We start from the raw sequence: 11,821 nt of genomic DNA on the forward strand, positions 1-11,821 counted from the left end.
GGCGGGCAACGGGCGGATTTCGTCCTGTAGGAGAGCCGATGCGACTGACCTGTCCGAACTGCAATGCGCAGTACGAGGTAGATGAGAGCGTCATTCCCAAAGCTGGGCGCGACGTTCAGTGCTCTGCCTGTGGAAATACCTGGTTTCAATACCCCATGGAGGTCGCGCTGCAGATGCGCGCGGCGGAAATGGAGGATGATGACGACGAGGATGGTCCCGACGACGAAGACAACGCGCGCCCGGTCGGTTCGACCATGGGCGAGCGCGCCGCGCCGCGCATCGACAAGACGGTGCTCGATGTGCTGCGCGAAGAGGCCGATCGCGAGATGGGCGAGCGCAAGCGCGCTCAAGGCGCCATCGAAACGCAGGGCGATCTGGGGCTGACACGGCCGACCCGCTCGAAGGCCGCGCCGTCACGGGTGTTTGGCGAGGATGATCCAGCCCCCGCAACGGTGGCACCCGTCAGCGCAGAGGGGCCGGTCGAAGAAGAGCACATCAGCCGCCGCAACCTGCTGCCCGATATCGAAGAGCTGACCTCGACACTTGAGCCGGGCAGCGACCGACGCGGTGCCGATACGGCCTCTGATGCAGGCGTTTCCAGTGAGAAACGCAGCTTTCGGCAGGGCGTGTCGCTGATTTCGCTGCTCGCGATTGCGTTGGTGGTCGTGTATCTGCTGGCGCCGCTCATCACCACAACCGTGCCTGCATTGCGCGACCCCCTGGCAAGCTATGTCGGTGCGATCGACAGCGCCCGCATCGCGGTTGCCACCATGATGCGCGGGCTTTTCGGGGGCTAACGCCCCCATTGCCCCCAGAGCAGCACGACCCATGCCACGCCCGCAGCAAGCGCGGTCAGCGCCACGGCGGCGCTGCCGCAATCCTTGGCCTTGGCGGCGAGCGGGTGGTGTTCGGGTGACACCATGTTCACCACGGTCTCGACAGCGGTGTTCATCAGTTCGACCGCCAGCAGCAAGATCCCCAGCGACAGGATCAGCGCACGCTCAGCCGGGGTGAGCGGCAGCCAGAGCGCCAGCGCCGCCGAGGCGATGTTGGCAAGGCTCCATTGTCGAAGCGATTTTTCGCTGGCCCAGGCCGCGGTCCAGCCGCGCCATGACCACAGGCAGGTCCGCCCAATACGCAGCCCTTCGGCTGCCAGCCACGCCAACATCATCGCCCCCCGCTTCCTGACGCAAGCAGCCTAGGCGCAGTTGACAATACTGTGAAGCGGCCTCAGCCGTTCTGGCGGGCTTCCAGCGCGTCGAGCCGGGCTTTGAGCGCCTCATTCTCTTCGCGGGCCTTCTGCGCCATGGCGCGCACCGCGTCGAATTCTTCGCGCGTGACAAAGTCGCGGTCCGCAAGCCAGCGGTCCATCAGGCTTTTGACGGCGGTTTCGGCCTCGGTCCGGGCACCTTGGGCGACGCCCATGGCGTTGGTCATCAGCTTGGACAGGTCATCGAAAATACGGTTGCCGGGCTGCATCGCGGGCTCCTCAACTGGGTTGTGACCTATATGGGATGGGCGTGCCCGATGCGCAAGGTTGACTTCCCCCGGCCCTCACGGGAAACCCAAGGGATCACAGCCAAGGGTTGCCATGCCGTTCGTCATCGAATTCCCGTCCTTTCTGCGCCCCGAGATCTTTTCGCTGGATCTGGGCGGGTTCCATCTGGCGCTGCGCTGGTACGCGCTGGCCTATATCGCCGGTTTCGTCATCGGCTGGCGGCTGATCGTCGCCGCCATGCGCCGCCCGGCGCTGTGGCCGGGCGACCGCGCGCCGATGACCGCTGAACTGGTCGAGTCGCTGCTGACCTGGATCATTCTGGGCGTGATCCTGGGCGGGCGGCTGGGTTTTGTGCTGTTCTATCAGCCCGAATATTACCTCTCGCATCCGCTTGAGATCCTGAAGGTCTGGGAAGGCGGCATGTCCTTCCACGGCGGTCTGATCGGCGCCACGGTAGCGGGCTTCCTCTTTGCGCGCCGCAACGGCGTTCCTGCCTCGGCGGTGGGGGATTCCATGGCGATGGTGATCCCGGTCGGGCTGGGGCTGGGGCGCTTGTCGAACTTTGCCAATGCTGAACTGTGGGGCCATCCCACCACCCTGCCATGGGGCGTTATGTTCCCCGGCTCGGGCGGTGTCTGCCCGACCGACTGGATGCATGAATGCGCCCGCCATCCCACGCAGCTGTATGAGGCGGGGATGGAAGGGGTGCTGCTGGGGCTGGTCCTGTGGGTCCTCGTCACCCGACTGCACGCGCTGAAAAAGCCGTGGCTTGTTACGGGTGTGTTTCTGGCGGGCTATGGTCTGGCGCGGATCATCGTCGAATTCTGGCGCATGCCGGATGACCAGTTCCTTGCGGCGGACCCGGCGGGTTACGTGGTGCGGCTGGGTGATTTCGGCCTGACCATGGGCCAGACGCTGAGCCTGCCGATGGTGCTGGCGGGGCTTGCGCTGATCGTTTTCGCGCAACGTCGGCGGGTGCCATGACCGCACTCGCGGACATCCTGACGCGCCGGATCGCGGCAACCGGGCCGATCACGCTGGCCGAGTATATGGCCGAGTGCCTGCTCAACCCCCAGCACGGCTATTACGCCACCAGCGACCCGCTGGGCATCGCGGGTGATTTCACCACCGCGCCCGAGGTCAGCCAGATGTTCGGCGAGCTGATCGGGCTGTGTCTGGCGCAGTCGTGGCTGGATCAGGGCGCGCCCGAGGGCGTGCTGGTCGAGGCCGGGCCGGGACGCGGCACGCTGATGGCCGACATCTGGCGTGCCACGCGCGGCGTGCCCGGCTTTCATCAGCGCATGGCGGTGCATCTGGTCGAGGCCTCGCCCGTGCTGCGCGCGGTGCAGGCGCAGGCGCTGGCCGGTGTGCCGGTCACGTGGCACGACACGCTTGCCACGCTGCCCGACGCGCCGCTGTGGTTTGTGGCCAACGAGTTCTTCGACGCCCTGCCGATCCGCCAGTTCCAGCGCTCGGGCGAGGGCTGGCGAGAGGTGGTCGTGGGGGTGCAGGACGGCACGCTGACGGCGGGCCTGACCCCTGCCGCGCCGCTGGCCGATCTGGCACACCGGCTGGCCGATACGCAGGACGGCGACGTGGTGGAAACGCGCCCCTCGGCCCGCGCGTCGGTTGAGGTCGTGGCGCAGGGTATCGCCGCGCGCGGTGGGGCGGCGCTGATCATCGACTACGGCGACTGGCGCAGCACCGGCGACACGTTTCAGGCGCTGCGTGGGCATGCCTATACCGACCCGTTCGCCCAGCCCGGCCTTGCCGACCTCACCGCCCATGTGGATTTCGAGGCGCTGGCCTTGGCTGCTGCGCCACTCAAGGTCAGCGCGCTGACCGCGCAGGGGGCCTTGCTCTCGGCGCTGGGAATTGAGGCACGCGCCGCCCGACTGGCCCAAGGTCTGACGGGCGAGGGGTTGCGCCAGCACCTTGCCGCGCTTCGCCGCTTGACCGATGCCTCAGAAATGGGAACGTTGTTCAAAGCGCTTGCGCTGGTTGCACCGGGCGCGCCGATGCCGCCGGGATTTTCCCCGGCACAGGATACCGAGGCCGTAACATGACCATGGAGATCCTCACCTCAGACGCGCTGAGCGACGCGCGCCACGGGTTTTTCACCCGGCGCGGCGGCGCGTCGTCGGGGATTTTCTCGGGCCTCAATTGTGGGACCGGATCGTCGGACCAGTCCGAGATCGTCGCCATCAACCGCAACCGTGTGGCCAGTGCCATGGCGGTGATGCCGTCGGCGCTGCTGGGCGTGCATCAGGTGCATTCCGCCAAGGTGGTGACCGTCACCACGGGCGGCCCGCAGGGCAAGGCCGACGCGATGGTCACCGATGTGCCGGGCTTGGCGCTGTCGATCCTGACCGCCGATTGCATGCCGGTTCTGCTGCTGGACACCACCGCGCAGGTGATCGGCGCGGTCCATGCCGGGTGGCGTGGTGCGCTTGAAGGCGTGCTGGAAGCAACGCTCGACGCGATGGAGGCGCTGGGCGCGGACCGGGGCGAGACCTCGGCCATCATCGGCCCCTGCATCAGCCAGCGCGCCTATGAGGTGGGGCCAGAATTCCTGCAGGCTTTCCTTGATGAAGACCCTGATAACGAATGGTTTTTCGCCAGCGGCGAGGGCGATCGCTATCTCTTTGATCTGCCCGGTTTCGGCCTGAAACGCCTGCGCGACGCGGGCGTCGGTCATGCCGAATGGACCCGGCACTGCACCTATTCCGACCCGCGCCTGTTCTATTCCTATCGCCGCTCGGTACATGCCGGCGAGGCCGACTATGGCCGCCTGATCTCGGCCATCCGGCTCTAGTCTCGGAATTTCCCGCCTCTGGCCGCGCGCGGGCCGCGATCGTGCCCCATTCCGCCGCCAGAGTCAGCGCTGGAACGACGCCCGTTCAGAGTGTCGACAGGCAAGGATGTGACTGATGGCCAAGACCCCCTCCCGCTGGACTCGATGGGTCATTTCCGAGAGCGCCAATCCGCGCATTCAGATGCCCTGGGCACTGCGCCGTCAACGCCGCAAGGTCGCGAAACCTGTTTTCGCCTGAGCGCTGTCAGACCTGCCGCCGCGCCGCCAGCGCCGCGGAAATCGTTCCGTCATCAAGGTAATCCAACTCGCCCCCCATCGGCAGACCCCGCGCCAAGGCGCTGACGGTCACGCCGCTGGGGGCCAGCGCCTCGGCGATATAATGCGCCGTGGTCTGGCCCTCGACCGTGGCGTTGAGCGCCAGAATCACCTCGCGCAGGTTCTCGCTCTCGATCCGGGCGACCAGCTGCGGGATGCGCAGAACGTCCGGCCCCACCGATTCCAGCGCCGAAAGTGTCCCGCCCAGCACATGATAGCGGCCCTTGAAGCCGCCCGCGCGCTCCAGCGCCCACAGATCGCTGACATCCTCGACCACGCAAACCACGCCCGTCGCCCGCCGGTTGTCGGCGCAGATCGGGCAGATGTCATAGTCCGAGATATTGCCGCAGCTCCGGCAATCGCGTGCCGTCGCGGCGACCCGGGCCAAGGCCTGCGCCAGCGGGTCCATCACGACGGCACGCTTCTTGAGCATATGCAGCACCGCCCGGCGGGCCGAGCGCGGCCCAAGCCCGGGCAACCGCGCCATGAGCGCGATCAGCGCCTCGATCTCGCCGGGCGCCTGCGCCATTTACAGACCCGGCAGGTTCATGTCGCGGGGCAGGCCCATCGATTCCGCCAGATTGCCCATTTCGTATTTGGTGCGCTCCTGCGCACGGCTCTGCGCATCCTTGATCGCGGCAAGGATCAGATCCTCGACCACTTCCTTGTCCTCGGCATTGAAGATCGACGGATCAATGGTGAGGCCGCTCAGAACGCCCTTGCCGTTCGCCTTCGCCTTGACCAGCCCGGCCCCGGATTCGCCCGTGACCTCGATGGTGTCCAGCTTCGTCTGGAGATCGGCCATCTTCTCCTGCATTTCCTGCGCGGCTTTCATCATCTTGCCCATATCGCCAAGACCGCCGAGCCCGCCCAACCCTTTCAGCATCGTTCTTCTCCTGCATTCTGAAGTTGCCCGAAAGATAGGGACGCGCGGGCAGAGCCGCAAGGCGCGGTCAGTCCTCGAACGGATCCCATTCGTCCTCGACTTCGGGCAGCGCGGCCTCGGCCACTTCAAGCGCGGTCTCGACCGGGGGCAGGAAGGCGGCGATCTGGGCCTTGGGGAAGGCGGCGAAGATCGCCTGCACCAGCGGGTCGTGGCGGGCCTGCGCCTCGCGCTCGGCCTTCTCGGCGTCCTGCACCTCGGCGATGGTCTTGCCGCCGCCCTGCGCGATGCTCACCCCCCAGCGCGCGCCGGTCCAGCCCTGCAACCGCCCGGCCAGCCGTGAAGCGAAATCGCGCGCGGCATTGCCTGTCGGCTCGAACTCGATCCGGCCCGGCGAATAGCGCACCAGCCGCAGATTGGTTTCCACCTCATGCAGCAGGTGGATGTCGCGGCGTTCCTCGATCAGCGCGACGACGCTCTCAAACGTCGCATAGCGCGCCAGCGGGGCCACATCCCCCGCCAGCGCCGCCTGCGCGCCGCCACCGCCGCCGCCCGAGGGCATCGCGCTGCGGCCCATCGCCTGCGCGCCGCCACCCTCACCGCGCCCCATCGGCGCGCCGCCGCCATTTGGCGCGGGCGGAGGCGGGCTGTCTTGCAGCCGCTTGATCAGCTCATCCGGCGTCGGCAGTTCGGCCACATGGGTCATGCGGATCACCGCCATCTCGGCGGCCATCATGCTGTTTGGCGCCTGCCCCACCTCTTCCAGCGCCTTGAGCAGCATTTGCCACATCCGCGCCAGCACCCGCAGATCCATCCGCGCGGCCAGATCGACGCCGCGCGTGCGCTCATCCGGGCTGACGGTGGGGTCTTCGGCAGCGGCGGGGGTCACCTTGATGACAGATACCCAATGCGTGATCTCGGCCAGATCGCGCAGCACGGCAACCGGGTCGGCCCCGTCGGCATATTGCGCGGCGAGTTCTTCCAGCGCGCTGGCGGCATCGCCGCGCAGGATCGCCTCGAACAGATCCATCACCCGGCCCCGGTCGGCCAGCCCCAGCATCGCGCGCACCTGATCCGCGCCGGTCTCGCCCGCGCCATGGCTGATCGCCTGATCCAGCAGCGACATCGCATCGCGTACCGATCCTTCGGCCGCCCGCGCGATCAGCGCCAGCGCGTCCTCGGCGACCGATGCGCCCTCTTTGCCCGCGATCTTCTGCAGATGGGCGATCATCACCTCGGGCTCGATCCGCCGCAGATCAAACCGCTGGCAACGGCTCAGAACGGTTACCGGCACCTTACGGATCTCGGTCGTGGCGAAGATGAATTTCACATGGGGCGGCGGCTCTTCCAGCGTTTTCAACAGCGCGTTGAACGCGCTGTTGGACAGCATGTGCACTTCGTCGATGATGTAGATCTTGTAGCGCGCCGAGGCGGCGCGGTACGCGACCGAGTCGATCAGCTCGCGGATGTCGCCCACGCCTGTGCGGCTGGCGGCGTCCATCTCCATCACATCGACATGCCGCCCCTCGGCAATCGCCTTGCACGAATCGCACACCCCGCAGGGCTCGGTCGTCGGCCCACCGTTGCCATCCGGCCCGGTGCAGTTCAGCCCCTTGGCAATGATCCGCGCCGTCGCCGTCTTGCCGGTGCCCCGGATGCCCGTCATCACGAAGGCATGGTGAATGCGATCCGCCGCGAAAGCATTCTTGAGCGTGCGCACCATCGCCTCTTGCCCGATCAGATCGGCAAAGGTCTCGGGGCGGTATTTGCGGGCAAGAACCTGATAGGTCTGGGTCATCGGCATCCTTTCGACGGCAGACTAGGCAGCACAAAGGGCGAGGTCCAGCCCCGCCCCCTCTTTGCTCTCTAAATATCCTCGGGGGGTGAATTCGGCGACAGCCGAAGAGGGGGCGGAAAGCCCCCTTACCCGCTCACCTTCATCACGATCTTGCCGATATGCTCGGACGTTTCCATCCGCGCATGGGCAAGTGCCGCGTCTTCCATGGCGAACTCGCTGTCGATGATCGGGGCGATGCGTCCCGTGGCCAGCAGCGGCCAGACCTCGCGCTCCAGCGATTCCGCGATCCGGGCCTTGGCGGCGACGGACTGGGGCCGCAGGGTTGAGCCGGTGATGGTCAGCCGCCGCATCATCAGCTGCGCGAAGTTCAGCTCGACCTTGGGGCCGGTCAGAAAGGCGATCTGCACCAGACGCCCGTCGCCGGCCAGCGCGTTGACGTTGCGCGGAAGATAGCTGCCACCGACCATGTCGAGGATCAGGTTCGCGCCGCCCTCGGCCTTCAGCACGTCGACGAAATCCGCCTCGCGGTAGTTGATCGCGACTTCGGCGCCCAGCGCTTCGCAGGCGGCGCATTTCTCGGCATTGCCCGCCGTCGCGAACACCCGCGCCCCACGGGCCGAGGCCAGCTGAATCGCCGTCGTGCCAATGCCCGATGAGCCGCCATGCACCAGAAACCGCTCGCCCGCCTGCAAGCGGCCCCGGTCGAAGACGTTGGTCCAGACAGTGAAATAGGTCTCGGGCAGGCAGGCGGCGGCGCGCAGGTCCATGCCCTCGGGCACCGGCAGCGCATGGGCGGCGGGGGTGGTGACGTATTCGGCGTATCCACCGCCCGGCAGCAGGGCGCAGACCTTGTCACCGATGTGCCAGCGGCTGACGCCCGGCCCGATCTCGGCCACCACGCCCGAGCATTCCAGCCCCGGCAGATCCGACGCGCCCGGCGGCGGGGCATAATTCCCCGCGCGTTGCAGCGTGTCGGGGCGGTTCACGCCCGCATAGGCGACGCGGATGACGATTTCGCCTTCGCCCGGCACCGGCACGGCGCGCTCGGCGGTGACCAGAACTTCGGGCCCGCCGGGCTTGGAAATCTCGATCACGCGCATGGTGTGGGATTGGGGCATGGCTCTCTCCGGCTGATTCGGGCGCAGCATAGCCAAGGCAGGCGGTGGCGGAAATAGCCGGGGTAGGGTGTGCGCTTGCGCGCACCATCCGTCGGCTGGGCTCAGCGCGACAGCGCCCAGTCCCAATACATCTGCCGCACGCGCGACCCCAACGGCGTCTGTGCGAACACCCGGTCGTCCAGCGCCGCGACCGGCATCACCTTGGCGATATTGCCGGTGACAAAGATCTCGTCGGCACTCTGGAAATCCTCAACCCGCAGCGCGCATTCCACCACCTCGATGCCAGCGTCGCGCATCAGTCCGATCACCCGCTGCCGGGTCAGTCCGTTCAGGAACATGCCGTTCGGCACCGGGGTAAACACCACCCCGTCGCGCACCAGAAATACATTGGTCGAGGCCGTCTCGGCCACATTCCCCTCAACGTCCTTCGACAGCGCATTCGAAAAGCCGCGCTTGCGGGCTTCGGCCATGATCCGCCCGTTATTGGCATAGAGCGAGGCGGCCTTGGCCTCGGTCAGCGCCATGTCGGGGCGGGGGCGGGTGTAGGGCGAGACGGTCAGGGTAAACGCGCCCGGCTGGGGCATCGGCATCGCTTCGATGCACAGCGCAAAGCCGGTGGACTCGGGCACAAGGTCTATGACGCCAGGCGTGCTTTCGCAGGCCCACATCATCGGGCGCAAGTAAAGCGCGGCATCGGGGGCAAACATCTTGCAGCCCTCTTCCAAGAGCCCCTGCACCGTTTCGCCGGTGACCGGGGCGATCATCCCCATGGCTTGCGCCGAGCGGATGATACGGGCCGCGTGCAGGTCCAGATCGGGGCGCACACCCTCGAACTGCCGCGCGCCGTCGAACACGCCTGACCCCAGCCACGCCGCGTGATCGCCCGCGCGGATCACCGGTACGTTGCCGGCGTGCCATTTGCCGTCAAACCAGGTTGCGAGTTCGGTGCCGACTGCCATCGTGAGGCCCTCCCAGAGTGTGCAAGGGGCTTACCTTTACGGCAGGGCAGTCGTCAACTGATCGCGTAACAAAGTTGCGCTGTTGCGCAATATTATTACTGCGTGCCGCCAGGCATCGGCCCCGTTGCTTGTGGCTTCTTCAGGCTTTCCAGCAGCCGGAAGGGCAGGCCCACCGTCGCATTCAGCACCGGCGAGGCTTTGATCTTTGCCTTCGTCTGCTCGAACTGCATGACATTCTCGATCCGCCGGTCAAGGAAGTGCCACGTCTCGTGTTGCCCCTCGCTGTCATCGCCCAGCCAGAACAGCACGGTCGAGGAATGCACCGCCGACAGGATCGCGCGTTTGGAATACCAGTTGCCGTCTTCGCTGGTGTCACCCAGCACCGTCCAGATTGCATCAGCGGTGGCCCAGACCGCACGGGCGGCCTGCGGGGCATTTTGCGGCAGCGACAGCAGCGTGGCGGCGCGGCGTACCGCCTCACGGTCGGCGTTCTCCAACCGTAGCCGGATCGCCAGCGCAATCTTTTCGCGAAAACGCAGGGCGGTCAGATCCCGCTCGGCCAGAGCCGCCAGCATCTGCGCATCGCCTCGGCGGTGATAGGCCAGCGCCAGATCGACCCCGGCGCGGGGAAACAGCGCCTTTGCCAAGGCCGGGTCGATGCCGGTGTCGCGCGCGGCGGCTTTGAGCGTGGCTTCGGACCAGCCGTCAAAGGCGACGTGCACGAGGGCTGCATCAAGCAGGCGGTCGGCTGCGGACTGGGTCATCGGGGCCTCGCTTTCTGGGGTTGTCTGGAATGTAGGCCGAAACCCCAGGGCGTCCAAGCCCGAAGGGCTGCGCGGTCAGCGGATCATGGCCGATCCGGGCAGGGTGAGCACAAACTCGGCACTATAGGCCGTCGAGGGCGTCTGATAGCCGATCGGCGCATCGCCCTGCATCACCCGTGCGCCGATCTCGGCCATGCTGAGCGCGGTCAACTGATAGGCCTCGGCGGTACGCAGGCGCAGCTCGACCACCATCCCCTCGGCATTCACCACACGGCCGTAAACCAGCGCGTGCCCCTCGGCCCGCGCGTGGGCGTCGGGGCCGTCGGGCAGGTTGGCCAGCGCTTTCTCGACCCGGCTCTTGCCCCAGGACGAGGTCAGGAACCTGCGCAGCAGCCATGGGGCGGTGACCAGTTTGCGGGACTCAGGCGGCAGGACCATAAAGGCCTCGATGTCGGCAATGCCGGTCGAATGCCACGCCGTCACGATATCGCCCCAGCTGACCGCGCGGGCCTTGACCGGGCCGCTGCCGAAATCGATCCGCGCCTCGCGCCTGCCGCGCCGGGGCGTCAGTTCGCCCCTGCGACGCACCAGGGGCGCATCGGCAAGATACGCCGCCGAGGTCCGCATCGTCCCGCGCGATGCGCCGCCGGTGGTACTGAACGCCAGCGTCAGCTTTATTGCATCCGGCAGCCGGGCCTTGAGCATGGCGGCGATGCAATCGGTCGGCACCACATCGAACCCGCCGCCCGACATCAGCATGATCCCCGCTGCGCGCGCCGCCGCATCCGCCTCGGCGCAGGCTTGCAGCACCTCAACCTCGCCGGTGATGTCGATGTAATGCGTCCCCGTCGCCAGACAGGCCGCGCGCATCGGCGCTGCGGTGTCGCGGAACGGACCGGCGCAATGCAGCACCGCCGCCGCGCGCTTGGTCAGCCCGCGCAGCCCGGCGGCATCGCCCAGGGCCACCGCGACCCGGTGACAATTCATCGATTCCGCCACCGATTGCAGCCGTGCGCCGTTGCGCCCGGCAAGGATCGGATGCAGTCCGCGGGCTACCAGCGCCTCGGCCACCAGCTTGCCGGTGTAGCCATACGCCCCGTACACCACCAGTTCCCGCGCCATAAATAGGGCTCCCTGCGATCAGGCGTTGCGCATGGTGGGGGGCGAAGACGCGCAGCAATCCGCACACTCCCCCGGCGTCAGCCAGTCGCAAATCTTTGCCCCCGGCCCAAAGGCTGTCAAGTCAGGCTGGCCAGACCCGGCGATCCCCCGCCGCGCATAGAATCAGCGTGGACAAACGCTGCGGCCCTTGTTAAGGCAGCGCGTCCTGCACTTTACGAAACTCAAACCTAGAAAGGTGGTGAAAACCACATGCAGGTATCGGTTCGCGACAACAACGTCGAACAGGCTCTCCGCGCCCTGAAGAAAAAACTTCAGCGTGAAGGTGTGTTTCGGGAAATGAAGCTCAAGCAGCATTTCGAGAAACCCTCCGTCAAGAAAGCCCGTGAGCAAGCTGAAGCTATCCGTCGTGCGCGCAAACTCGCGCGCAAGAAGGCACAGCGCGAAGGCATGCTCTGAACTGCTTCGCCCTTCGGGGTGATGGACATAGAGAACCCCCAGACCCTTGCGGTCCGGGGGTTTTTCTTTGACCCGGGCACTGGGCTGGCCGAC

At 66.8% G+C, this 11,821-nt stretch carries 15 protein-coding genes; 6 read left to right on the forward strand and 9 right to left on the reverse strand.

The window, feature by feature from the left end:
• Window positions 1–38 precede the first annotated feature (38 nt).
• Window positions 39–797, forward strand: a complete 759-nt coding sequence (locus OKW52_RS06190; RefSeq protein ID WP_264504942.1) for a zinc-ribbon domain-containing protein — start codon at window positions 39–41, stop codon at window positions 795–797.
• Here the strand turns inward: OKW52_RS06190 and OKW52_RS06195 are convergent.
• Window positions 794–1,171 carry a diacylglycerol kinase gene (locus OKW52_RS06195; protein ID WP_264504943.1) on the reverse strand — a complete coding sequence of 126 codons (378 nt, stop codon included), beginning with the start codon at window positions 1,169–1,171 and terminating at the stop codon, window positions 794–796. The two genes, OKW52_RS06190 and OKW52_RS06195, sit on opposite strands and share 4 nt — an antisense overlap.
• 59 nt (window positions 1,172–1,230) lie before the next feature.
• Window positions 1,231–1,479: an accessory factor UbiK family protein gene (locus OKW52_RS06200; RefSeq protein ID WP_264504944.1), complete on the reverse strand. Its 249-nt coding sequence runs from the start codon at window positions 1,477–1,479 to the stop codon at window positions 1,231–1,233.
• A gap of 112 nt (window positions 1,480–1,591) precedes the next feature.
• On the opposite strand from OKW52_RS06200, the gene lgt reads away from it, so the two are divergent.
• The 4 genes from lgt (at window position 1,592) to OKW52_RS06220 (ending at window position 4,551) form a co-directional block, all read left to right on the forward strand.
• On the forward strand, window positions 1,592–2,482 hold the full coding sequence (lgt, locus tag OKW52_RS06205) for a prolipoprotein diacylglyceryl transferase (protein ID WP_264504945.1): 891 nt from the start codon (window positions 1,592–1,594) through the stop codon (window positions 2,480–2,482).
• Window positions 2,479–3,564, forward strand: a complete 1,086-nt coding sequence (locus OKW52_RS06210; RefSeq protein WP_264504946.1) for a class I SAM-dependent methyltransferase — start codon at window positions 2,479–2,481, stop codon at window positions 3,562–3,564. Before lgt ends, OKW52_RS06210 begins: the two co-directional genes overlap by 4 nt.
• Window positions 3,561–4,313: a peptidoglycan editing factor PgeF gene (gene pgeF, locus OKW52_RS06215; protein ID WP_264504947.1), complete on the forward strand. Its 753-nt coding sequence runs from the start codon at window positions 3,561–3,563 to the stop codon at window positions 4,311–4,313. The genes OKW52_RS06210 and pgeF overlap by 4 nt, the downstream gene beginning before the upstream one ends.
• A 115-nt stretch (window positions 4,314–4,428) precedes the next feature.
• Window positions 4,429–4,551 carry a hypothetical protein gene (locus OKW52_RS06220; protein WP_264504948.1) on the forward strand — a complete coding sequence of 41 codons (123 nt, stop codon included), beginning with the start codon at window positions 4,429–4,431 and terminating at the stop codon, window positions 4,549–4,551.
• 6 nt (window positions 4,552–4,557) lie between these two features.
• Here the strand turns inward: OKW52_RS06220 and recR are convergent, their stop codons facing one another.
• The 7 genes from recR to OKW52_RS06255 all read right to left on the reverse strand — a co-directional run bounded on the left by recR (window position 4,558) and on the right by OKW52_RS06255 (window position 11,272).
• Window positions 4,558–5,157 carry a recombination mediator RecR gene (recR, locus tag OKW52_RS06225; RefSeq protein ID WP_264504949.1) on the reverse strand — a complete coding sequence of 200 codons (600 nt, stop codon included), beginning with the start codon at window positions 5,155–5,157 and terminating at the stop codon, window positions 4,558–4,560.
• A complete protein-coding gene (locus OKW52_RS06230; protein WP_264504950.1) occupies window positions 5,158–5,514 on the reverse strand; it encodes a YbaB/EbfC family nucleoid-associated protein in 357 nt (118 codons plus the stop codon). It abuts the gene before it with no gap.
• A gap of 67 nt (window positions 5,515–5,581) precedes the next feature.
• The gene (locus OKW52_RS06235; protein ID WP_406622191.1) at window positions 5,582–7,315 is read right to left on the reverse strand and encodes a DNA polymerase III subunit gamma/tau; all 1,734 of its coding nucleotides are present in this window, start codon (window positions 7,313–7,315) and stop codon (window positions 5,582–5,584) included.
• 119 nt (window positions 7,316–7,434) lie between these two features.
• On the reverse strand, window positions 7,435–8,427 hold the full coding sequence (locus tag OKW52_RS06240) for an NAD(P)H-quinone oxidoreductase (protein WP_264504952.1): 993 nt from the start codon (window positions 8,425–8,427) through the stop codon (window positions 7,435–7,437).
• Between the two features lie 101 nt (window positions 8,428–8,528).
• A complete protein-coding gene (locus tag OKW52_RS06245; RefSeq protein ID WP_264504953.1) occupies window positions 8,529–9,386 on the reverse strand; it encodes a branched-chain amino acid aminotransferase in 858 nt (285 codons plus the stop codon).
• Window positions 9,387–9,481: 95 nt separating this feature from the next.
• The gene (locus tag OKW52_RS06250) at window positions 9,482–10,150 is read right to left on the reverse strand and encodes a COQ9 family protein (RefSeq protein WP_264504954.1); all 669 of its coding nucleotides are present in this window, start codon (window positions 10,148–10,150) and stop codon (window positions 9,482–9,484) included.
• Between the two features lie 75 nt (window positions 10,151–10,225).
• Window positions 10,226–11,272 carry a saccharopine dehydrogenase family protein gene (locus tag OKW52_RS06255; RefSeq protein ID WP_264504955.1) on the reverse strand — a complete coding sequence of 349 codons (1,047 nt, stop codon included), beginning with the start codon at window positions 11,270–11,272 and terminating at the stop codon, window positions 10,226–10,228.
• 249 nt (window positions 11,273–11,521) lie between these two features.
• Between OKW52_RS06255 and rpsU the strand changes: the two genes are divergently transcribed.
• Window positions 11,522–11,728, forward strand: coding sequence for a 30S ribosomal protein S21 (gene rpsU / locus OKW52_RS06260; protein ID WP_068305413.1), 207 nt, complete (start codon window positions 11,522–11,524; stop codon window positions 11,726–11,728).
• The last annotated feature ends 93 nt before the right edge of the window (window positions 11,729–11,821 follow it).

The organism is Pararhodobacter zhoushanensis, assembly GCF_025949695.1.
Taxonomy (GTDB): Bacteria; Pseudomonadota; Alphaproteobacteria; order Rhodobacterales; family Rhodobacteraceae; genus Pararhodobacter; species Pararhodobacter zhoushanensis_A.

Bases quoted from the DNA above. Each gene is read 5' to 3' on its own strand.
- OKW52_RS06190 (WP_264504942.1), top strand. From the start codon at position 39: ATGCGACTGACCTGTCCGAACTGCAATGCGCAGTACGAGGTAGATGAG.
- OKW52_RS06195 (WP_264504943.1), bottom strand. From the start codon at position 1,171: ATGATGTTGGCGTGGCTGGCAGCCGAAGGGCTGCGTATTGGGCGGACC.
- OKW52_RS06200 (WP_264504944.1), bottom strand. From the start codon at position 1,479: ATGCAGCCCGGCAACCGTATTTTCGATGACCTGTCCAAGCTGATGACC.
- lgt (WP_264504945.1), top strand. From the start codon at position 1,592: ATGCCGTTCGTCATCGAATTCCCGTCCTTTCTGCGCCCCGAGATCTTT.
- OKW52_RS06210 (WP_264504946.1), top strand. From the start codon at position 2,479: ATGACCGCACTCGCGGACATCCTGACGCGCCGGATCGCGGCAACCGGG.
- pgeF (WP_264504947.1), top strand. From the start codon at position 3,561: ATGACCATGGAGATCCTCACCTCAGACGCGCTGAGCGACGCGCGCCAC.
- OKW52_RS06220 (WP_264504948.1), top strand. From the start codon at position 4,429: ATGGCCAAGACCCCCTCCCGCTGGACTCGATGGGTCATTTCCGAGAGC.
- recR (WP_264504949.1), bottom strand. From the start codon at position 5,157: ATGGCGCAGGCGCCCGGCGAGATCGAGGCGCTGATCGCGCTCATGGCG.
- OKW52_RS06230 (WP_264504950.1), bottom strand. From the start codon at position 5,514: ATGCTGAAAGGGTTGGGCGGGCTCGGCGGTCTTGGCGATATGGGCAAG.
- OKW52_RS06235 (WP_406622191.1), bottom strand. From the start codon at position 7,315: ATGCCGATGACCCAGACCTATCAGGTTCTTGCCCGCAAATACCGCCCC.
- OKW52_RS06240 (WP_264504952.1), bottom strand. From the start codon at position 8,427: ATGCCCCAATCCCACACCATGCGCGTGATCGAGATTTCCAAGCCCGGC.
- OKW52_RS06245 (WP_264504953.1), bottom strand. From the start codon at position 9,386: ATGGCAGTCGGCACCGAACTCGCAACCTGGTTTGACGGCAAATGGCAC.
- OKW52_RS06250 (WP_264504954.1), bottom strand. From the start codon at position 10,150: ATGACCCAGTCCGCAGCCGACCGCCTGCTTGATGCAGCCCTCGTGCAC.
- OKW52_RS06255 (WP_264504955.1), bottom strand. From the start codon at position 11,272: ATGGCGCGGGAACTGGTGGTGTACGGGGCGTATGGCTACACCGGCAAG.
- rpsU (WP_068305413.1), top strand. From the start codon at position 11,522: ATGCAGGTATCGGTTCGCGACAACAACGTCGAACAGGCTCTCCGCGCC.